Below are 20,147 nucleotides of genomic sequence, written 5' to 3'. Positions count from 1 at the left end.
TTGTGCAGCCGGAAATCCAGGCCAGCAAAAGCGCAATTACCGCGCGGTTTAAACGGCTAAAACGTATGGATAAGAAAATCGTATACGATTCAAACAAGCCGCTACTACACAGCATAACGAACTCAATAAACCCATTTAATTCATGATATTGATTTAATTATCAGCAAATCCTATTACGTGATGCACATCACCTTTTTGACCCAATGGTTTAAAATCGCACATTGACACTTGTATAATCGTATACGAAATTGCGGTGAAACAGTTTCACCTGAGATTTCACCATGAAGATTGCGCTTAGTTATCCCGGAATGAATGCCAGCGACCGCCCCATGGGGCCTGCGCCGCTCTCCGCTGCCGTGCTACATGAACCGATGTTGTTTATTTCTGGCCAGGTGGCGATTGATCCTTACAGTGGCGAGATTGTAGGTCATGACATCGCCAGCCAGACGCGCCAGGTGCTGAAAAACGTCGGCGACCTGCTGAGCGAAGCGCAAATGACCTTCGACAACGTGGTGCGCGTAACGATCTACCTCACCGACCTCAGCACCTTCAGCGAGATGAATGCTGCTTACAGTGAATTCTTTCAGTTCCCCTTCCCGGCACGCGCCACCGTAGGTATTCAGCTCAACCATCCAGACCTGCTGGTCGAGATGGAAGTGACGGCGATGCGCTGATGCATATCCACATCGAGAACGACGCCAGCGCCCCGCACGCGCTCCATCTTTCGCTCGAGCAGTTGCAACAGCAGTTGGATGCGCATGCGCAACTGCGTAATCACTTCACGCTAAGCGAAAACAGCGATGCGGCGCAGACCGCCAGCTTCCTTGCCCGCTGCGACATTCTGTGGAGCGGCCGCAAGCTGGCGCTCGACCAGTTCAGCACGCCACGCCTCGGCTGGGTGCAGGTGATGTCCGCTGGCGTTGAGCAGTGGCTGGCGCACTGGCCACCGGGCGTAACGCTCACTAATGCCTCCGGCGTGCATGGTGATAAAGGGGCCGAGTTCATTTTGATGGCGGCGCTGATGTTTAACTTTGGCATTCCCGGTTTTCTGCAGGATCAGGCGCAGCGTGTATGGCATCCGGCGTTTGGCGGCTGCGCACGCGGAAAAACCGTGCTGCTGCTGGGCGTGGGCGGCATTGGTGCGGCGGCGGCGAATCTGCTGAGCGCGCAAGGGTACCGCGTGATTGGCGTGACGCGCAGCGGCCAGTGCGATGCCAACGTGGCGCGCTGCATCCGCATTGATGCCATGGATGACGTGCTGCCGCAGGTTGATGTGGTGGTTTCTACGCTGCCGCTGACGCCACAAACGCACAACCTGTTCGATCGCCAGCGTCTGGATCGCTTGCCCGCGCGCGCCGGTATCGTGATTGTCGGCCGCGCCGATGTGTTCGATTACTCCGCCCTGCGCGAAAAACTGCAGGCAGGTGAACTGGCGGGCGCGGTGCTGGATGTGTATCCGCAAGAGCCATTACCGGCCGACGACCCACTGTGGCACACGCCCGGGGTGGTGATGACGCCGCACTGCAGCCTCGACGATCACAGCGCTTACCTCGCCGGTTGTCTTGAGGTGTTTCTCGATAATCTGGCGCGATTTCGCCAAGGACAACCGCTGCGCAACCAGGTTGATGCGGCAAGAGGATATTAAGGGTGCGCTTTTCCCCTCACCCTAACCCTCTCCCATTTATGGGAGAGGGGATGAAAAGATTTCCAGCCCGCACTATCGGCCCCCTCTCCCGCTTGCGGGAGAGGGCTGGGGTGAGGGACAAGCAGCACCCACACACACCAAAGACGTTCATAAAACACAAGGTCATCGCTTTCTCATTCACCAGCACCAGGGGAACCTTATTATGAAATTTGCACGCATTGCTTTATTAGTCTCTGGCCTTACCGGCAGCTTACTGGCGGGCATCTCCAGCGCTCACGCCGCCAGCACCGATCCCATCACGCCCACCGCCAGCGACTTCGCCGCCATGGCGCAGTGCAAAGCGCTGCAAACCAAGTATCCCGCGCTGAAAGGCAAAGATCTGGTGGTTGGCCTCGGCGGCTACACCAAAGGCTTTGAAGCGCCCTCGGAAAAAGATCCCAGCATCATTGAAGGTCTCGATCCCTCCCTGTTCGAGCGCATCAGCAGCTGCCTTGGCGCCAAACACAGTTATCAAAGCGGCTCGTTTAACGTGCTGCTCACCTCGATCGCCAGCGGCCGCGCCGACATCGGTCCAATGCTGTACGTCACTGAAGAGCGCATGAAACAGATCGCTTTCGTCGCCTCAATGCAGGTACAGGATGGTTCGATTCTGGCCCAGGGCAACCCGAAGAAAATCAACAGTGTTGATGACCTGTGCGGCAAAACCGTAGCCGCCGCGGCGGGTTCCTACGAAGCCAATAAGCTGGTGCCGGAGCAGAGCGCCAAATGCAGCGCTGCCGGTAAACCGGAAGTGAGCATGCTGATGGTGCAGAACACCGACAACAGCATTCAGGCGGTGAAAAGTGGTCGCGCCGATGTGTATCTGACCGAAGCCGGTTCAGCCATCGCCATCGCCAAAGCAGACAAAACGCTGCAGAGCGGCTTCACCGTGGATTTGCCGATCATGGTCGGCTTCCCGATTGCCAAAGACAACGCCACGCTGCGCGCTGCGGTACTGGACGCGATGAAGGTGATTCAGGAGAGCGGCGTACAGAAAAAACTGCTGGATTACTGGGGCCAGGGCAGCGCTGCCGAACGCCCGGTGGTTGCGCGTGGTTAATGCATAAACTCAGCCACCTCGTTTGGGTAAACCACTCAAGCGAGGCGTTGAGGAGGATAACGCCTTGGATGAATTTCTTAAGTACCTGACTTTCCCCTACCTCTGGGAAGGTGCCGTAATTGCCGTGCAGCTGTTGGTTGGTGCGCTGGCGGGCGGCATTTTGATTGGCTTTTTCCTGGCGTTAGCCAGCAGCTCAAAGCACGGGTTTATCCGCGTGCCGGTGAAAATCTACATCTATACGCTGCGCGGCACACCGGTGCTGCTGCAGCTGATTCTGCTGTACAACGTGCTGCCGGAATTCGGCCTGCGTTTAAGCCCGTTTACCAGCGCGCTGGTCGCCCTGATGATCAATGAAACCGCCTTCTGCGCCGAAATCATTCGCGGCGGCATCATGGCGACCGATCGCGATCAGAGCATGGCGGCGCAGGCGTTCGGTTATTCGCGCAGCAAAGAGATGATCCACGTGGTGATCCCGCAGGCGCTGCGGGCCATTCTGCCCACCATGGGTAATGAAACCGTTGGGCTGCTGAAATCCACTTCGCTGGCGTCGGTGGTGGGCGTCAATGAGTTGACGATGCGCGGCCAGGCAATCGTGTCGCAAAACTTCCTGTTTATTCCGGTGCTGGTCGCGTCAGGCGGCATCTACCTGATTCTTTCCACCCTGCTGGCGGGCGGCCAATGGTGGCTGGAGAAGTTCTACAATCTCGATGAACGCGCACGTCGGGCACGCGCACGCCTGGCGAAACTGCCGCCGGAAGCAGACGTGATGCCGATGCAACTACCGAAACGGCGCTGGGATACGCAAACCGCCGCGCCGGTGCTGGAAGTGGATAAGCTGTGCGTTGAGTATGCCGGGAAAGCGGTGCTGAAATCGCTGTCGTTAACCGTGCGTCGCGGTGAAGTGGTGGTGCTGCTCGGTCGCTCCGGTTCCGGTAAAAGCACCCTGCTGAAATCGATTCTGGCGCTGACGCCGCGCAGCAGCGGCACCATTCAAACCGAAGGCCATTTCATGGGCAGCGACGAAAAAGGTCGCGCGCTGGCGCAGCGTCATCTGCCGGTGAACCGCGCCAAATCGGGCATTGGTATCGTGTTCCAGCACTTCGCATTATTCGATCACCTCACCGCGCTGGAAAACGTGATGAGCATTCTGCTGCGCGTACAAGGTGCGCAGCCGGAAATCGCCCGCGCCAAAGCGATGCGTGCGCTGAAGATGGTAGGACTCGGTGATTTTGCCGCCTCGCTGCCGCATGAGCTCTCCGGCGGACAAAAACAGCGCGTTGGCATTGCGCGTGCGCTGGCGGCCGAACCGCAAATTCTGCTGTTTGATGAGCCCACCTCGGCGCTCGATCCGGAACTGGTGCGCGAAGTGAACCAAACCATGCGCAGCCTGGCGCAAACCGGCATCACCATGATCATCAGCACCCACGACATCGCCTTTGCGGCGGGCGTTGCCGATCGCGTGGTGTTTCTGCAAAACGGTGCACTGATTGAAGAAGGCACACCAGAAATTCTGCAAAATCCGCAAACGCCAGCCTTCGCCACCTTCCTTGAACATGAAAATGCGGCGGAGGTGCAGCATGCCAACGCCTGAACTGCCGTTTGAACTGACCGCGCGCGCGCGCCTCGGCGATGCGTTGTTCCGCTATATGCAAGGCCAGCCTGCCGATGCGCGCGGTAACGAAGCGGATGCCAATCAGCAAACTTTGCGCCGCTATCGTCTGCTGCCGCGCGTTCTGCAAGGCAATGACAGCATCGACACACAGATTTCGCTGCATGAACAGCGCTGGTCCGCGCCGATTGGCGTCGGCGCCTTCGCCGGTGACCGCATTTTCCATGAAGAAGGCCTGTTGCCGATTGCCCGCGCCTGCAAACGCCTACAGCTGCCGCTGGTGATCTCCGAGGAGACCGTCACGCCGCTGGAGCAGATTGGCGCGGAGTACCATCGCTGCTGGCTGCAGCTGCGCGCGGCGGGCGATGTCGGCCGCATCAAAGCGTTAATCGACCAGGCCGCGCAGGCCGGATTTCAAAACATCGTGCTGACGGTGCTGGCGCCGGTGCATCCGGTGGCCGGATTACAGCCCGGCGGCTTCTCCATCGGCGACGCCTTAAAACAGCGCGGCTGGCACACCATCGGCGGCACGCAGCCAGGTGTTGAGCCGCTGCCGGCTTTTCCGGTGTGGCGCTGGCAGGAGATTGACGAGGTGGCGGCGCACTGCGCCAATCATCACTTGCCGCTGTGGCTGAAAGGCGTTCTGCATCATGACGATGCCGCGCAGGCGGCGCAGCACGGCGTCAGCGGATTGATTGCCTCCAATATTGGTTTGCGCCAGAGCGCGCGCTGGGCTACGCCGGTCGATCAGCTGCCCGATTTGCAGGCGGTAACCCGGCTGCCGCTGCTGCTGGATGGCGGCGTACGCTGCGGCAGCGATGCGGTGGTAGCGCGCTGTCTCGGCGCGTCGCTGTCTCTCAGCGTGCGACCGATCATCAGTGCGTTAGTCGCCGGTGGCGAGAGTGCAGTATTCGAGCTGCTCTCCGGTTGGATCAATGAGATTACCGCCATCAGCCACTGGTGCGGCGTCAGCGACATGGCGGCACTTAACGGCAGTTTTCTCACCGAGGTACGCAGCTGATGCAGACGTTAATTTTCAATCAGGGCGATGCCAGTGAATCACGCATCTATTACTGCGCCCACTATCTGGCGCACAGCCTCGGCCTGTTCGCCGCACAGCAGCTGCAGGTGCATTTCACTACCAGCGAATCGGGCGGACACACCGTGCAGGGCGGGCAAGTCCCTGCGGTGTTAGATCGCACGGCCGATCTGACGCTCGGTGGCCCGATGGTGGTGATGAAGCATTTCCAGCAGCACGGTGCGGAGCTGCAATGTTTCTGCGCCTCGGTGGCCGCCAATCCGTGGTTTCTCGCGGCGGCTCAGCCGCAGCCGGATTTCCAGCTTAGCGACCTGCGCGGCAAGCGCGTGCTGGATGTCGGCAATGTCGGCACCGCCACGCTGACCTTCCGCTGGCTGCTGGCGCGCCACGGCTTGCAGCATGAGGTTGAGCTGGTTGCTGGCAGCGGCGATCAAGCGCGCGATTTGGCGGCGGTGGCGTGCGGAGAGGTCGATTATGCGCTGCACGCCATGCACATGCTGGCGCCCGCCATCGCCGCCGGGCAGCTCAGCAGCATCAGCAGCCTCGCCACCTTATGCGGCCACGTGCCGTGGAGCGCCTACATTGCGCGCGCCGATGTGTTGCAGGAGAAAGCGCCCGCCTTCGCCGCCTTTTCTCATGCCGTTGGTCAGGCGTTAACGTGGATCGCCACGCACAGTGCCGCTGAACTGGCGCAGCAGGTGCAGCCCTTTTATCCCGATTATCCGCACGATGCGCTGGTGCGCGGCCTGGAGGCCTATCAGCAGGCCAACGTTTTTGCGCCGGACGGCGTGATTCCGCGCGCTGAGTTTGACCATTTCAGCCAGCTGTTAGGCGCTATCGGCTGGCTCGATCCTTCACAACCGGTGCCGTATACGGCGCTGGTCACGCAGGCAGGAGCACAACGATGAAACAGTTAATTATTAATGGCCTGGTGGTCAGCGAAAGCGGTGCGGCCCCGGCCGATCTGTTACTGGAAAACGGCAAAATCAGCGGGCTGTTAACGCCCGGTGCCATCACCCACGGCGTTGATGAGGTGATTGATGCGCAGGGCCTGATCATCGTACCCGGCGCCATCGATGTGCACACCCATTTCACTGGCTCGCACGACTTTCCCGAGCAGGAGCTGCGCGAAGGCACACGCGGCGCGGCTGCGCACGGCGTGACTACTATCGTTGAGATGCCGCACTCGTTGCCGCCCGCCACTTCACTGGCCAACTTCAGCGCTAAAAAAAGCTGGCTGGCCGACAACTGTTCGGTGGATTACGCCATGTGGGCCGGCCTTGATGGCCGCAACGTGCACGAACTGGCGGCGCTGGATCAGGCCGGTGCGCTGGCGTTCAAAGCCTTTCTATGCAGCGGCGCACCCAATGGCGAAGCCACCGACGAGAAAGGTTTGCCGCGTCTCGACGACGATGGCCTGCTGCGCGCCATGCGCGAGCTGGCAACCTTCGACGGGCTGATTGGCGTGCACGCCGAAAACCACGAGATTCTCATCGGGGCCGGCAGCGAACTGCGCCGCGCCGGGCGCAAAGATATCCGCGCCCACGCGCAGGCCGGTCCGGAAATCGCAGAGATTGAAGCGGTGGGACGCGTTTTATCCATCGCCGAAGAGACCGGCGCGCGCTGCCATATCGTGCACGTCAGCTCGGCGCGGGCGGCGGAAACCATCGTTGCCGCCAAAGGCCGCGTGCGCGCCAGTTTCGAAACCTGTCCGCACTATCTGCTGCTTGACGAGGACGACCTGGTGCGCATCGGCCCCAACGCGCGCTGCGGACCGCCCATCCGCCCGCGTCCGGTGTTGGATGCGCTATGGCAGGTGCTGCTGCGCGGCGATGTCGACATGATCGCCTCCGACCATTGCCCCTACACGCCCGCACAAAAACAGGCGGGTGAAGCCAGCATCTGGGAGGCGGGCATGGGCCTGACCGGCGTGGAAACGCTCAGCCCGATGTTCTTCAGCGCCGCCCATATCGAGCGCGGCGTATCACTCAGCGAGTTCGCGCGCATGACCGCCAGCGGCCCCGCCAAGGCCTTCCAGCTGTGGGGCAAAAAAGGCGCGATTGCACCAGGCTTCGACGCCGATCTGGTGTTCTACGACGCCCGCCAGAGCTGGACGGTGGAAGGGGCGAATTTCCAGGGTCTCGGCAAGTGGAGCGCATTTGAAGGGATGCGCTGTCAGGGTAAAGTGGTGCGCACATTGATTCGTGGCGTCACGGTATTCGAGGATGACCAGATGCAGGTTGAGCCCGGCTTCGGTCAGTTCGTGACCCGACAGGTTGAAACAGGAAAATAACATGGCAGGAAAACCGTCTACCGCTAGTCGTATAAATAGCGCTCCGCTGGCGCAGGAAGCGGCAACCGATAACAGCTGGAGTGCGGCACGTCCGCGCACGCTGGTCGATCACGCCGTGGATGCCATTCTCAGCGCGGCGTCACGCGGCCTGATTTTGCCCGGCGACCGCATCGCCGAACCGGAACTGGTGGCCAGGCTGGGCATGAGCCGCGTGCCGATTCGTGAAGCGCTGCGCATTCTCGAGAGCCAGGGCATCGTCACCAGCGAGCCGTACAAAGGCATCCGCCTGATGGAGATTTCGCATCAGCGGCTGGAGCAGATTATCGATGTGCGCATCCCGCTGGAAACGCTGGCCTGTCGCCGCGCCATTGAGGCCGGACGCAACGGCACCGAGCAGCTTAACCAGCTGTATCAGGGCGTGGCGCAGATGCAGGCGATGATGCAAAACGATGACGTTTACGGTTTTGCCTCAGCCGATACCGATTTCCACCGCACGCTGTGCAGCTTTGCGCACAACCCGGTGCTGAGCAACTTGTGGGAGTCAATTGCCCGTCAGCTGACGGTGATTTTTGGTCTCTCCACCATGGGCAAATCGATGAGCGACATCATTGAAGAGCACCAGCGGCTGATCAATGTGTTTGCCGATGGCGACATCGCCAAAATGACCGACGAGGTTGAGAACCACATCCGCATTCAGGCGCTGGACGTGGATTACGAAACCCTGATAACGCAGCGCCGGCAGCACCGTTCCGCTCTCGGCTAATTTTGAAGTGCCTTTACACCAGGGAAAACAGCATGAAAATCATCAACGTTGAGGCGTTTTACCTGCGCCTGCCCGTCATTGAGCAACGCACCGACAGTTCTCAGGATGCGCTGCTGATCAAAATCACCACCGATGCCGGCATTACCGGCTGGGGCGAAGTGGATGGCAGCCCGTATGTCACCAAAGCCATCATCGAAGCGCCCTATTCGCACACCATGGTAACCGGCCTGAAATCGCTGTTGATCGGCGAAAACCCGCTGGAAACCGGTCGGCTGTGGAAGAAAATGCACCGCGCTACCATCTACTACGGACGCAGCGGCGCGGTGTTGCAGGCGATGGCCGGCATCGACATCGCGCTGTGGGACATCAAAGGTAAAGCCCTTGGTAAGCCGATCGTCGAACTGCTGGGCGGTGCGCTACGTGACAAGATGCGCGTTTACTCCTCCAACATGTTCCAGTTCAGCGTGGAAGAGACCGTTGCCCGTGCCCAGCACGCCATCGACACCGGCCACAGCGGCGTGAAGTTTGGCTGGGAGCCGTTTGGCACCGACGAAGCGCTGGACCTGCGCTACCTTGAAGCGCTGCGTAACGCGATGGGTGATAACGTGGATCTGATGCTGGACGTTGGTCACGTTTGGGATGCCAAAACCACAATTCGCCGCAGCCAGCGCTATGAACATCTCAATCTGTTCTGGATCGAGGAGCCGCTGCACCCCGATAACTACGCCGGTTACGGCCAGGTTTCCGCCGCCTGCCAGCAACATATCGCCGCCGGTGAGCAAGAGTGTTCGGTCGTTGGCTTCCAGCGCCTGATTGATGAAGGCGGCATCGATATCGTGCAGATCGACCTGACGCGCACCGGCTTTACGCAGGCGATGGAGATCGCCAGCTACGCACACAGCCGTGGCCGCAAAGTGTGCAACCACAACTTCACCACCGACATCAATACCGCCGCTTCGCTGCATTTCCTCTGCGCGATCGAGAATGCGCTGGTGATGGAGTATTGCGTTGAGCCGGGCGAGATCAGCCGCTCGCTGGCGAGAAATCCGGTGCGCATCGCCGACGGCTACGCGTGGCTGCCGAGCGAGCCGGGCCTTGGCGTTGAGCCCGATGAAGCGGTGATCGAGAAGTTTTTGGTGCGCGATTAATCGAGTCGCCATGAATGGCGACCCTACGACGGATCCAGCGTAGGGTGCGCATTCATGCGCACCTGGTAACAGAGTGATCTGAATTCCAACGCAAAAGGTTGTTGGCGCGCGGCTCACTGGCTACCCTTCTTCGCAGTGAATGCAAGAGGACGCCATGCAGCAAAAAATCTACTGGATCGATAACTTACGCGCGGTTGCCTGCCTGATGGTGATCGTCATTCACACCACCACCTGGTACATCACCGGGCCCATGGCGGTAACCGGCACCAGCTGGGATGTGGCGAACCTGCTTAACTCGGCGTCGCGCGTCTGCGTTCCGCTATTCTTTATGATCTCAGGCTATCTGTTCTTCGGCGAACGCAGCGCGCAGGGGCGGCATCTGCTGCGCATCGTGCTGTGCCTGCTGTTTTACAGCGCGGTGGCGCTGGCATATATCACCTGGCTGACGCCGATCAGTGAAGGACGATCGCTGCTCAAACTGCTGCAAAAACCGGTCTTCTATCACCTGTGGTTCTTCTTCGCCATTATCGGCATCTATCTGCTTTCACCGTTGATTCAGGTGAAAAGCGTGGCGCCGCGCTACGTGGCCATGTTGGTCATCGTGTTGGCGGTACTGGCGAATCCCAATACCGTGAGCCAGTCGCTGGGGCCATTCCACTGGCTGCCGGTGAATCTTTATGTCAGCGGCGACAGCATTTATTACCTGCTGTATGCGCTGCTCGGTCGCGCGATTGGCTGTATGGAGACGGATAAGCGCGGCATTAGCTGGCTGGCTGGATTAGGCTTTATCGCCTGCGTGATTGGCATTGCACTCGGCACTAAACAGATGCTGAAAATCAACGGCGCGTTCAATGATACATGGTATCTCTACTGCGGACCGCTGGTGTTTATTGCTGCAATTAGCCTACTGATAGTGTTCAAAAATAGGTTGAATCAGCGCGCCCTGCCGGGGCTGGCGACGATCTCGCGCTTTTCACTGCCGATTTATGGTTTCCACGCGCTGTTTATCCATTATCTGCGCACCCATCATTACGACGACATGTCGCGGCCGTGGCTCGATTTACCTTGGGTGATGGGCGTTACGCTCCTTGGCAGTTTGCTGCTAGCGATGCTGTTAAAACGCATCGATAAACGTCATCTGGTGAGCTGATCGTCCCAACGCTGATACGCTCGCTTCAGCTGGCGTGCCGAGGAGAATCCGGCCGCCAGCGCCGCTTTTTCCGCCGCTTCGCCCTGCTGCTGACGTTGACGTGCAATCACCAAACGCAGCTGCTCATGATACTCACGTACGCTGATCCCCAGATGCTGACGGAACAGCCGCGTAAGATGACGCTCGCTGACGTGCGCCCGCTCGGCGAGTGCGGTAAGCGACCAGTCGTGCTCGGGATGGGCAATCATCAGGTCCTGCGCGCGATGAATCGCCGGATGCAGATGGTTGCGATAGCGCAGCCACGGCGAGAGTTGCGGATCATCGCCCGAACGGCGGAACCACACCACCATCTCGCGCGCCACCTTCAGCGCCTGTTGCGCACCACATAAGCGATTGATCAGATGGAGCGCCAAGTCGATCCCCGCGGTAATGCCAGCGCTGGTCCAGATGCCACCATCTTCCACGAACACGCGGTTATCTTTCACCAATGCAGCGGGTGCGGCGGCTTTCAAACGTGGCAGAACATCATGATGGGTGGTGCATTGCACGCCATCCAGCAATCCCGCCTGAGCGGAGAGCAAAGCACCAGAACAGATACAGATCAATGTGATGCGCTTAGCATCAATGTCCGCTTGCTGCTGACGCAGCCAGTCACGCGCCAGCGCCGCCGGTGCGGTATCAAACCATACGCGTGAATCATAGACGCCTGGCACCACCAGCAGGCTGTTTTCAGGAAGCTGTGCCGGTAGAGGCGCAACGTCTGCGATGGTCATGCCGGTGGAGCACAGCACGCTGGGCTGCGGGCCGACGTAGTGCAGCGCGAAGTGACCGTCGGCCAGCTGCAGGGTTTCCGCCGGGCCGGTGAGATCCAGCGCCATCACGCCGGGAAGGACAAGGAAGAAGACGTGTTGTGGCATGATGGGCTCCGGGTTAGGGGTGAGGTCTTCAGCCAGGGCAGCATAAATGCCAAATTAGGTGCGACGTTCGGCCAGGGCGGCATGAATGCCGCCCCTACAGCGTAGGGTCGCCATTCATGGCGACCAAATCAGGCCACACCATCTGACATTACTCACTTATCATATCTAATAAAAATCCCCAGCACCTGCCAAATCCAGCCATCATTAAGACATCAACGGCTTTAACTGCTGATACAAGCGCGCAAACTTGTCGCGCTGCGGCTGATAGGCCTGATGACGCGCCGCATCGGGCTGATGCCGCTGCGCCAACGCCAGCGACGGCCATTCGCTATCTGCATCAATTGCCAGCTGCGCTAATCTCGCCGCACCCAGCGCCGGGCCGACTTCGCCGCCGTGACAATAATCCAGCGTCAGCCCGCTAATATCGGCCAACATCTGCCGCCAGTATGCACTGCGCGCGCCGCCGCCAATCAGCATCACGGTTTTTGGCTGCACACCACACTCGTGCACCGCATCCATGCCTTCAGCCAATGCAAAACCCACGCCTTCCAGCACCGCGCGCGCCAGCTCCGGTCGGCCATGTTGATGCGTTAAACCAAAGAATGCGCCCTGCGCCTGCGGATTGTTGTGCGGCGTACGCTCACCAGAGAGATACGGCAGGAACCACAGCGGCGAGGCATCGCTGCGCGCGTTTTCTGCTTCGGCCAGCAGCTGCGGCACACTCTCGCAGCCGGTCAGCGCCGCTGCCCAATCGAGGCAGGACGCAGCGCTTAACATTACTGACATCAAATGCCAGCGCTGTGGCAGCGCATGGCAGAAGCTGTGCACGGCACGCGCTGGATTGCTGAGATAGCCGTCGCTCACTACGAAATAAACACCGGACGTGCCAAGTGAAAGCATGCCTTGTCCCGGCTCGACCATACCAACACCCACGGCGCCCGCCGCATTATCGCCACCGCCCGCCACCAGCGGTACGGCTTGCATACCCCAGCGCGTGGCAACATCCGGCAATAAGCTGCCGGTGATCTGATTGCCCTCAAACAGCTGCGGCATCTGGCTGCGCTGCAAATCACAGGCGTTGAGCATCACATCGCTCCAGTCACGCTGTGCCACATCCAGCCACAGGGTTCCCGCCGCATCCGACATATCGCTGGCGAAGTCACCGCTCATACGCCAGCGCAGATAATCTTTCGGCAGCAGCACCTTAGCCACCTGCGCAAACAGCTGCGGCTCATGCTGTTTCACCCACAGCAGCTTGGGTGCGGTAAAGCCGGGCATCATCAGATTGCCGGTGATGTGACGCGCATCCGGCACGCGCTGCTCCAGCTCGCGGCACTGCTCGCCGCTGCGCCCGTCATTCCATAAAATCGCCGGGCGCAGCACCTGATTATCGCTATCCAGCAAGGTAGCACCGTGCATCTGGCCGCTCAGGCCAATCGCCTTAACGCCGCTGAGATCGTGCTGCTGCCCCAGCGTCTGCATGGCTTTATCTGTCGCCTGCCACCAGCTTTCCGGATCCTGTTCGCTCCACAGCGGCTGCGGGCGTGAGATCTCCAGCGGCGCACTCGCCACGGCAATCACCTTGCCGACTGCATCCAGCAACACCACTTTCACGCCGGAGGTGCCCAAATCGATGCCGATAACCATGCTGCGCTCCTGAAAATTTAAAAATCAAACAGATAGTGATTCACCAGGTTTTCCAGCTGTTCCTGACGGCCACTGCGATGTTGTGGATTGAACTGTTGTTGTTCTGCTTGCTCTGCCAGCGCTGCAAGTGAGAACTCTCCTTTCAGAATCTGCTGACCAAACTCCCCGTTCCAGCCGCTATAACGCTGTGCTACGCGCTTATCCAGCTCGCCATCCGCTACCATGCGTGCCGCAACTTTTAATGCCAGCGCCATCGTATCCATCGCCCCGATATGGCCATAGAACAGATCATATTTATCCGTGCTCTGACGCCGCACTTTGGCATCAAAGTTTAAGCCGCCGGTGGTAAATCCGCCCGCTTTGATAATTTCGTACAGCACCAGAGCGTTCTCTTCGACGCTGATGGGGAATTGGTCAGTGTCCCAGCCGCACTGAGCATCACCGCGGTTTGCATCTACCGAACCAAAAATACCGAGCGCGATAGCGGTAGCAATTTCGTGGTGGAACGAGTGACCCGCCAGCGTGGCGTGGTTAGCCTCCACATTCACCTTAATCTCTTTCTCCAGCCCAAACTGCTTCAGGAAGCCATAAACCGTCGCCACATCATAATCATACTGATGTTTTGTAGGCTCCTGTGGCTTCGGCTCAATCAGCAACATGCCGTTGAAACCGATTTTGTGCTTATGTTCCACCACCATCTGCATAAACCGGCCAATCTGCTCGCGCTCCTGGCGCAGGTCGGTATTCAGCAAGGTTTCATAACCTTCGCGGCCGCCCCATAACACATAATTTTCGCCGCCAAGGGTTTGTGTCGCCTGCATCGCACTGCACACCTGAGTCGCCGCCCAGGCAAAAATTTCCGGATCCGGATTAGTGGCCGCCCCGGCGCCGTAGCGCGGATGAGTAAAGCAGTTTGCGGTTCCCCACAGCAACTTCACGCCGGTTTCCTGCTGCTTTTGCAGCAACTTATCCGTCATGACGGCAAAGTTCTCTCGATAGCGTTGCAGCGAGTCGCCTTCCGGAGAGACATCTACATCATGGAAGCAGTAATAGGGTACGTTCAGCTTCTGGAAAAATTCAAAAGCGACATCCGCCTTTTGCTGCGCCAGCGTGAGCGCATCGCCCTGCTTCTGCCAAGGTCGATCAAATGCGCCAACGCCAAACATATCCGCGCCATTCCAGCAGAAAGTGTGCCAGTAACAGGCCGCAAAACGCAGATGCTCAGCCATGGTTTTCCCCAGGATCACTTCTTCTGGGTTGTAATGGCGGAACGCCAGCGGATTATGCGTTGCGGTCCCTTCATAACGAACGCGGTCAAGCTGGTCGAAATAGGCGTGCATATAAAGCTCCTTAGCATGAGGACCCGAATGGTCAGCTTTGAGCCTTCATTGTGATAATGTAATTTACTGCTTCTCAATTACGATATTTAACACTCGCAGTGAGATAATTATTATTTGTGCGCCAGCTCGCAAAATAATGTTGTTATTTTCATTATCCCCTTTCATCTACTCCACACCATTCCTTTTTCTGAAAACAATTAAATCCCGATCGCGCTCATAAAATCGCAAATAAACCAAAAAACGTAATGGCCAGATAAAAATCAGTAATTGATGTTGTCAGAAACTCAGCGCAACAATTCATCGGCCTGGTTTTTCCTTACAACGACAATAGCCTCAACCTACAGGATGAACACCATGAAGATAAAACATTCACTGTTAGCCGTCTGCGCAGCACTGGCTCTGTTTAGTCATGCTGGTAGTGCTAAAGAAGTAAAAATCGGTATGGCCATTGATGATTTACGCCTGGAGCGTTGGCAGAAAGACCGCGATATCTTTGTTAAACAAGCTGAATCTATGGGTGCCAAAGTGTTTGTGCAATCGGCAAACGGCAATGAAGAAACCCAGATGTCGCAAATTGAGAATATGATAAATCGCGGCGTCGATGTGTTAGTCATCATCCCTTATAACGGCCAGGTTTTAAGTAATGTCGTGGCAGAAGCGAAACGTGAAGGTATTAAAGTTCTGGCCTATGACCGCATGATTAATAACGCTGACATTGATTTTTATATCTCTTTTGATAATGAAAAGGTTGGCGAATTGCAGGCTGAAAGCATTGTGAAACAGGTACCAAAAGGGAATTATTTTCTAATGGGGGGGTCGCCCGTTGATAATAATGCTCGCCTGTTCCGCGCAGGTCAGATGAAAGTGTTAAAACCTTATATTGATAATGGCAGTATTAAAGTGGTGGGCGATCAGTGGGTTGATGCCTGGCTGCCGGAAAATGCCCTGAAAATTATGGAAAATGCGTTAACCGCTAACGGTAACCATATTGATGCCGTTGTGGCCTCGAATGATGCCACCGCCGGGGGGGCGATTCAGGCGCTTAGTGCGCAGGGGCTTTCGGGCAAAGTTGCCATCTCCGGGCAGGATGCCGATCTTGCCGCTATCAAACGCATTATGAACGGCACACAAACCATGACGGTTTATAAACCCATCACAGAGCTTGCCACCGAAGCAGCCAAAATCGCCGTGCAACTGGGTGACAATCAACAGCCGACCAGCAACGGCAAACTCAATAATGGCCTTAAAGATGTGCCATCACGTCTGCTGAAACCGATCTCCGTAAACAAAGACAATATTGAAAGCACAGTTGTTAAAGATGGCTTCCACAAGCAGAGCGAACTTTAAAAAGTGAGCCGGTGAAGGAGAGATGTCGATGTTGCTGGAAATGAACCATATCACAAAGCGTTTCGGCACGGTGAAAGCACTGGATGACGTTAGCCTGCGGCTGGAAGCGGGTGAAGTGATGTCACTGTGCGGTGAAAACGGCTCAGGAAAATCGACACTGATGAAGATCCTGTGCGGGCTTTATCCACACGGTGACTTCGATGGCACTATCCAGTTTGCAGGTGATGAAATCCAGGCGCAGACCATTCGTGATACCGAGCGCAAAGGGATTGTGATTATTCATCAAGAGCTGGCGCTGGTGCGACAACTGACGGTCATGGAGAATATTTTCCTCGGTGCGGAGCTGAGCCGCTTTGGCATGGTGGATGATGAAATCATGACGTTGCGCTGCCAGCAGTTGCTGGAGCGAGTCAAACTCCATGTCTCGCCTAACACGCGCGTCGGCGAACTGGGATTAGGCCAACAGCAGCTGGTGGAGATTGCGCGCGCCCTGAATAAACAGGTGCGCCTGTTGATTCTCGATGAACCAACCTCTTCGCTCACGGAACAGGAAACCGGGGTTCTCCTTAGCATCATCCAGAACCTGCGCGAACATGGCATCGCCTGTATTTACATCTCGCACAAGCTCAACGAAGTGAAGGCGATTTCAGACACCATCTGCGTAATCCGCGATGGCCAGCATATCGCCACCCGTCCTGCCGCTGGCCTGAGCGAGGATGACATTATTACCATGATGGTGGGCCGAGAATTAACTGCACTCTATCCTCACACTCCACATGAAATGGGTGACACCGTGTTGCAGGTTGAGAATCTCACCGCCTGGCATCCCATCAACCGTCATGTTCGAAGGGTAAATAATGTCTCTTTCAGCCTGAAACGTGGCGAAATCCTTGGCATCGCCGGTCTGGTGGGTGCGGGCCGAACAGAAACCGTGCAGTGCTTGTTTGGTGTTTGGCCGGGCCGCTGGCAGGGAGACATCTTTATCAACGGGAAGAAGGCCCACATCCGCGACTGCCGCAGCGCCATTGCCCATGGCATTGCGATGGTGCCCGAAGATCGTAAAAAGGATGGGATTGTTTCACTAATGAGCGTGGGTAAAAACATCACCCTTGCCGCCCTGGAACAATTCACACCACGACTTTCCATCCTGGACGAAGCGCAGGAGCAGCAAGCGATCAATCAGGCCATTACGCGCCTGCGGGTAAAAACCTCGTCGCCGGAGCTGCCGATTGGTCGCCTGAGCGGCGGGAACCAACAGAAGGCAATTCTCGCCAAATGCCTGCTGCTCAATCCGCAGATTTTAATTCTTGATGAGCCAACGCGTGGCATTGATGTCGGCGCACGCCAGGAGATCTATCTGCTGATCAATGCGCTGGTGCAGCAAGGGATTGCCGTGATTGTTATTTCTTCGGAGTTGCCCGAGGTGCTGGGGCTGAGCGATCGGGTTTTGGTGATGCATGAAGGACAAATCAAAGCCGATCTGATTAACGATAACCTGACTCAGGAGCAGGTGATGGAAGCCGCCCTGCGGAGTGAACATTATGCTTAAGACCGAAAGTACACAACGCGGCCTCACTACACCCGGTAAAGGCGCGCCGGGGAGATTCGCACTGCCTGATCTACAGGTTCTGGTGATGCTGGGTGCGATTGTGCTGATTGCTCTGTTCTTTACCTGGACCACCGACGGGGCGTGGCTCAGCGCCCGGAATGTTTCCAATCTGCTGCGCCAGACTGCCATTACCGGCATTCTTGCGGTCGGCATGGTGTTTGTCATTATCTCCGCAGAAATCGATCTCTCGGTCGGATCAATGATGGGTTTGCTCGGCGGTGCAGCAGCCATTTTTGACGTCTGGCTCGGTTGGCCTCTGCCACTGACTATTGTCGTAACGCTGGTAATGGGGTTGCTACTTGGCACCTGGAACGGCTGGTGGGTAGCCTATCGCAAAGTGCCTTCCTTTATCGTCACGCTGGCGGGGATGCTGGCATTTCGTGGCATTCTGGTGGGCATCACCGACGGCACAACGGTTGCGCCGACCAGCCCAGCCATGTCACAAATTGGGCAAAGCTATCTGCCTGGCGGTATTGGTTTCGGATTCGGCTTTGCGGGTCTTGCGTTATTTATTCTCTGGCAATGGCGTTTACGTCTGCGCCGTCAAAAGCTGGGCCTGACGCAGGCCTCAGTCAGTGGTGCGCTGGTACGGCAGGCCATTACCGCCATTTTGGTGCTGGGCGCGATCTGGCTGCTGAACGATTATCGCGGCGTACCTACGCCCGTACTGTTATTAGCCCTGCTATTGCTGGGCGGAATGTTTATGGCAACCCGTACTGCATTTGGCCGCCGGATCTATGCCATAGGCGGTAATCTTGATGCCGCGCGTCTCTCCGGAATCAATGTGGCCCGCACCAAGCTGGCTGTTTTCGCGATCAATGGCGTTATGGTGGCGATTGCTGGTTTGATTTTGAGTTCACGCCTGGGTGCGGGTTCGCCTTCAGCGGGCAACATAGCTGAACTGGATGCCATCGCCGCCTGTGTCATCGGCGGCACCAGCCTCGCGGGCGGGGTGGGATCTGTGGCCGGCGCGGTAATAGGCGCCTTTATCATGGCTTCACTTGATAACGGCATGAGCATGATGGATGTCCCGACCTTCTGGCAGTACATCGTTAAGGGCGCGATTCTGCTGCTCGCGGTATGGATGGACACCGCGACGCGACGCCGGATGTAATCGCGTGAGCGATCACAATGTGGCGCAAATTCTTTCTGCCATCGGCTGCGCCGTGCTATGCAAGGTGCAGCGAGTTTAGGAGGGGCGCCATTATGCATGAGAAACGTTTTCGCATTACGTTGCTGTTCAACGCCAACAAGGTTTATGACCGCCAGGTGGTTGAAGGTGTTGGTGAATATTTACAGGCGTCGCAGACGGACTGGGACATCTTTATAGAAGAGGATTTTCGCTGCCGTATCGACAACATTCGCGAATGGCTGGGCGATGGCGTAATCGCCGATTACGACGATCCTTCCATTGAAAAATTGCTGGCGAATGTGTCGGTACCGATTGTGGGTGTTGGAGGATCTTATCATCAGCAACAGGACTATCCGCCCGTTCATTATATTGCCACCGATAATGCCGCGCTGGTGGAGAGTGCCTTCTTACATTTAAAAGAAAAAGGCATTAACCGCTTCGCCTTTTATGGCCTGCCCGCCGCCAGCGGCAAACGCTGGGCACAGGAGCGTGAATATGCTTTTCGCCAGCTGGTATCGCGCGAGCGCTATCAGGGGGTGGTTTATCAGGGAATGGAAACGGCACCGGAAAATTGGCAGCACGCACAAAACCGTTTGGCAGACTGGCTGCAAACGCTGCCACCACAAACCGGCATCATCGCCGTCACCGATGCCCGTGCACGACACCTTCTGCAGGCCTGTGAATACCTGAAAATTCCAGTGCCGGAAAAGCTCACCGTAATTGGCATCGACAACGAAGAGTTGACGCGTTATCTATCGCGCGTGGCGCTCTCATCGGTCGCGCAGGGATCGCGCCAGATGGGTTATCAGGCAGCAAAACTGCTGCATCGCCTGCTGGATAAGCACTCTTTGGAACTGCAACGCATTCTGGTGCCGCCGGTGAAAGTGATTGCGCGTCGCTCCACCGATTACCGCTCCTTACACGATCCCGCCGTCATTCAGGCGATGCATTACATCCGTTTTAACGCCTGTAAAGGCATCAAGGTTGAGCAGGTTCTCGACGCCATCGGTATTTCACGCTCTAACCTGGAAAAACGCTTCCGCGACGAAACCGGCGATACCATCCACGCCATGATCCATCGGGAAAAACTGGAGAAAGCGCGCGAGTTGCTGGCGTGTTCTTCAATGAGCATCAATGAGATCTCGCAAATGTGCGGTTATCCTTCGCTGCAATATTTCTATTCGGTGTTTAAAAAGAGTTATGCCAATACGCCAAAGGAGTATCGGCAACTTCACGGCGAAAATGTGTTGTGACGACTGGCTAAGATCAAGAATTCCCCCGCTTTTGCCGCTATACTCCTGCGGCAACGTAAAAGGAAGATCGTCGTCTCCGGTGAGGCGGCCGGATTTCAAATCCGGTTAGGGCCGCCAGCGGTCCTGGGCAGGTTCGACTCCTGTGATCTTCCGCCA

General features: G+C 57.3%; 17 protein-coding genes and 1 tRNA gene. 15 read left to right on the top strand and 3 right to left on the bottom strand.

The genetic code is table 11. The features are described from left to right. Positions 1 to 281: 281 nt before the first annotated feature. The 10 genes from ACIP6T_RS20605 to ACIP6T_RS20560 all read left to right on the top strand — a co-directional run bounded on the left by ACIP6T_RS20605 (position 282) and on the right by ACIP6T_RS20560 (position 10,746). Positions 282 to 674 (top strand): Rid family detoxifying hydrolase, encoded by a 393-nt coding sequence (locus ACIP6T_RS20605; protein ID WP_336778571.1) that lies wholly within the window; start codon positions 282 to 284, stop codon positions 672 to 674. Beyond that, positions 674 to 1,645, top strand: a complete 972-nt coding sequence (locus ACIP6T_RS20600; RefSeq protein ID WP_400458667.1) for a D-2-hydroxyacid dehydrogenase — start codon at positions 674 to 676, stop codon at positions 1,643 to 1,645. The genes ACIP6T_RS20605 and ACIP6T_RS20600 overlap by 1 nt, the downstream gene beginning before the upstream one ends. A 202-nt stretch (positions 1,646 to 1,847) precedes the next feature. After that, a complete protein-coding gene (locus tag ACIP6T_RS20595) occupies positions 1,848 to 2,744 on the top strand; it encodes a transporter substrate-binding domain-containing protein (protein WP_400458665.1) in 897 nt (298 codons plus the stop codon). A gap of 64 nt (positions 2,745 to 2,808) precedes the next feature. After that, positions 2,809 to 4,335 (top strand): amino acid ABC transporter permease/ATP-binding protein, encoded by a 1,527-nt coding sequence (locus ACIP6T_RS20590; RefSeq protein WP_400458664.1) that lies wholly within the window; start codon positions 2,809 to 2,811, stop codon positions 4,333 to 4,335. Continuing rightward, positions 4,322 to 5,374, top strand: a complete 1,053-nt coding sequence (locus tag ACIP6T_RS20585) for an alpha-hydroxy acid oxidase (RefSeq protein WP_400458663.1) — start codon at positions 4,322 to 4,324, stop codon at positions 5,372 to 5,374. The genes ACIP6T_RS20590 and ACIP6T_RS20585 overlap by 14 nt, the downstream gene beginning before the upstream one ends. Beyond that, a complete protein-coding gene (locus ACIP6T_RS20580; RefSeq protein WP_400458661.1) occupies positions 5,374 to 6,300 on the top strand; it encodes an ABC transporter substrate-binding protein in 927 nt (308 codons plus the stop codon). Before ACIP6T_RS20585 ends, ACIP6T_RS20580 begins: the two co-directional genes overlap by 1 nt. Further along, entirely contained in the window at positions 6,297 to 7,685 is a 1,389-nt protein-coding gene (locus ACIP6T_RS20575) for a dihydroorotase family protein (RefSeq protein ID WP_400458660.1), read from the top strand. Before ACIP6T_RS20580 ends, ACIP6T_RS20575 begins: the two co-directional genes overlap by 4 nt. A gap of 1 nt (position 7,686) precedes the next feature. Beyond that, positions 7,687 to 8,448 (top strand): GntR family transcriptional regulator, encoded by a 762-nt coding sequence (locus tag ACIP6T_RS20570; RefSeq protein WP_400458658.1) that lies wholly within the window; start codon positions 7,687 to 7,689, stop codon positions 8,446 to 8,448. A 32-nt stretch (positions 8,449 to 8,480) separates the two neighbouring features. Further along, entirely contained in the window at positions 8,481 to 9,596 is a 1,116-nt protein-coding gene (locus tag ACIP6T_RS20565; RefSeq protein ID WP_400458656.1) for a mandelate racemase/muconate lactonizing enzyme family protein, read from the top strand. 154 nt (positions 9,597 to 9,750) lie between these two features. Next, positions 9,751 to 10,746, top strand: coding sequence for an acyltransferase (locus ACIP6T_RS20560; protein WP_400458654.1), 996 nt, complete (start codon positions 9,751 to 9,753; stop codon positions 10,744 to 10,746). On the opposite strand, the gene ACIP6T_RS20555 is transcribed toward ACIP6T_RS20560, so the two are convergent. The 3 genes from ACIP6T_RS20555 to xylA all read right to left on the bottom strand — a co-directional run bounded on the left by ACIP6T_RS20555 (position 10,731) and on the right by xylA (position 14,650). Next, on the bottom strand, positions 10,731 to 11,663 hold the full coding sequence (locus ACIP6T_RS20555) for a GlxA family transcriptional regulator (RefSeq protein WP_400458652.1): 933 nt from the start codon (positions 11,661 to 11,663) through the stop codon (positions 10,731 to 10,733). The genes ACIP6T_RS20560 and ACIP6T_RS20555 overlap by 16 nt on opposite strands. Before the next feature lie 204 nt (positions 11,664 to 11,867). Beyond that, positions 11,868 to 13,310: a xylulokinase gene (gene xylB / locus ACIP6T_RS20550; RefSeq protein ID WP_400458650.1), complete on the bottom strand. Its 1,443-nt coding sequence runs from the start codon at positions 13,308 to 13,310 to the stop codon at positions 11,868 to 11,870. Positions 13,311 to 13,327: 17 nt separating this feature from the next. Beyond that, the gene (gene xylA, locus ACIP6T_RS20545; protein WP_097095417.1) at positions 13,328 to 14,650 is read right to left on the bottom strand and encodes a xylose isomerase; all 1,323 of its coding nucleotides are present in this window, start codon (positions 14,648 to 14,650) and stop codon (positions 13,328 to 13,330) included. A gap of 354 nt (positions 14,651 to 15,004) precedes the next feature. On the opposite strand from xylA, the gene xylF reads away from it, so the two are divergent. The 5 genes from xylF to ACIP6T_RS20520 all read left to right on the top strand — a co-directional run bounded on the left by xylF (position 15,005) and on the right by ACIP6T_RS20520 (position 20,147). Continuing rightward, entirely contained in the window at positions 15,005 to 15,997 is a 993-nt protein-coding gene (gene xylF, locus ACIP6T_RS20540; protein WP_400458763.1) for a D-xylose ABC transporter substrate-binding protein, read from the top strand. Between the two features lie 22 nt (positions 15,998 to 16,019). Further along, on the top strand, positions 16,020 to 17,546 hold the full coding sequence (locus tag ACIP6T_RS20535; protein ID WP_400458648.1) for a xylose ABC transporter ATP-binding protein: 1,527 nt from the start codon (positions 16,020 to 16,022) through the stop codon (positions 17,544 to 17,546). Beyond that, positions 17,539 to 18,720 (top strand): xylose ABC transporter permease XylH, encoded by a 1,182-nt coding sequence (gene xylH, locus ACIP6T_RS20530; RefSeq protein WP_345827573.1) that lies wholly within the window; start codon positions 17,539 to 17,541, stop codon positions 18,718 to 18,720. The genes ACIP6T_RS20535 and xylH overlap by 8 nt, the downstream gene beginning before the upstream one ends. A 92-nt stretch (positions 18,721 to 18,812) precedes the next feature. Further along, entirely contained in the window at positions 18,813 to 19,991 is a 1,179-nt protein-coding gene (gene xylR / locus ACIP6T_RS20525) for a D-xylose utilization transcriptional activator XylR (RefSeq protein WP_097095421.1), read from the top strand. Between the two features lie 61 nt (positions 19,992 to 20,052). Next, a tRNA-Sec gene (locus ACIP6T_RS20520) sits at positions 20,053 to 20,147 on the top strand.

This window comes from Pantoea sp. NPDC088449 (assembly GCF_044753225.1).
Taxonomy (GTDB): Bacteria; Pseudomonadota; Gammaproteobacteria; order Enterobacterales; family Enterobacteriaceae; genus Pantoea; species Pantoea floridensis.
This window is presented reverse-complemented; position numbering and strand designations above follow the sequence as displayed.

Excerpts from the sequence above, each read along its gene's own strand:
- ACIP6T_RS20575 (WP_400458660.1), top strand. The coding sequence starts at position 6,297 with ATGAAACAGTTAATTATTAATGGCCTGGTGGTCAGCGAAAGCGGTGCG.
- ACIP6T_RS20560 (WP_400458654.1), top strand. The coding sequence starts at position 9,751 with ATGCAGCAAAAAATCTACTGGATCGATAACTTACGCGCGGTTGCCTGC.
- ACIP6T_RS20600 (WP_400458667.1), top strand. The coding sequence starts at position 674 with ATGCATATCCACATCGAGAACGACGCCAGCGCCCCGCACGCGCTCCAT.
- ACIP6T_RS20570 (WP_400458658.1), top strand. The coding sequence starts at position 7,687 with ATGGCAGGAAAACCGTCTACCGCTAGTCGTATAAATAGCGCTCCGCTG.
- ACIP6T_RS20580 (WP_400458661.1), top strand. The coding sequence starts at position 5,374 with ATGCAGACGTTAATTTTCAATCAGGGCGATGCCAGTGAATCACGCATC.
- ACIP6T_RS20585 (WP_400458663.1), top strand. The coding sequence starts at position 4,322 with ATGCCAACGCCTGAACTGCCGTTTGAACTGACCGCGCGCGCGCGCCTC.
- ACIP6T_RS20535 (WP_400458648.1), top strand. The coding sequence starts at position 16,020 with ATGTCGATGTTGCTGGAAATGAACCATATCACAAAGCGTTTCGGCACG.
- ACIP6T_RS20555 (WP_400458652.1), bottom strand. The coding sequence starts at position 11,663 with ATGCCACAACACGTCTTCTTCCTTGTCCTTCCCGGCGTGATGGCGCTG.
- ACIP6T_RS20605 (WP_336778571.1), top strand. The coding sequence starts at position 282 with ATGAAGATTGCGCTTAGTTATCCCGGAATGAATGCCAGCGACCGCCCC.
- xylR (WP_097095421.1), top strand. The coding sequence starts at position 18,813 with ATGCATGAGAAACGTTTTCGCATTACGTTGCTGTTCAACGCCAACAAG.
- xylF (WP_400458763.1), top strand. The coding sequence starts at position 15,005 with ATGAAGATAAAACATTCACTGTTAGCCGTCTGCGCAGCACTGGCTCTG.
- xylB (WP_400458650.1), bottom strand. The coding sequence starts at position 13,310 with ATGGTTATCGGCATCGATTTGGGCACCTCCGGCGTGAAAGTGGTGTTG.
- ACIP6T_RS20595 (WP_400458665.1), top strand. The coding sequence starts at position 1,848 with ATGAAATTTGCACGCATTGCTTTATTAGTCTCTGGCCTTACCGGCAGC.
- ACIP6T_RS20565 (WP_400458656.1), top strand. The coding sequence starts at position 8,481 with ATGAAAATCATCAACGTTGAGGCGTTTTACCTGCGCCTGCCCGTCATT.
- xylH (WP_345827573.1), top strand. The coding sequence starts at position 17,539 with ATGCTTAAGACCGAAAGTACACAACGCGGCCTCACTACACCCGGTAAA.
- xylA (WP_097095417.1), bottom strand. The coding sequence starts at position 14,650 with ATGCACGCCTATTTCGACCAGCTTGACCGCGTTCGTTATGAAGGGACC.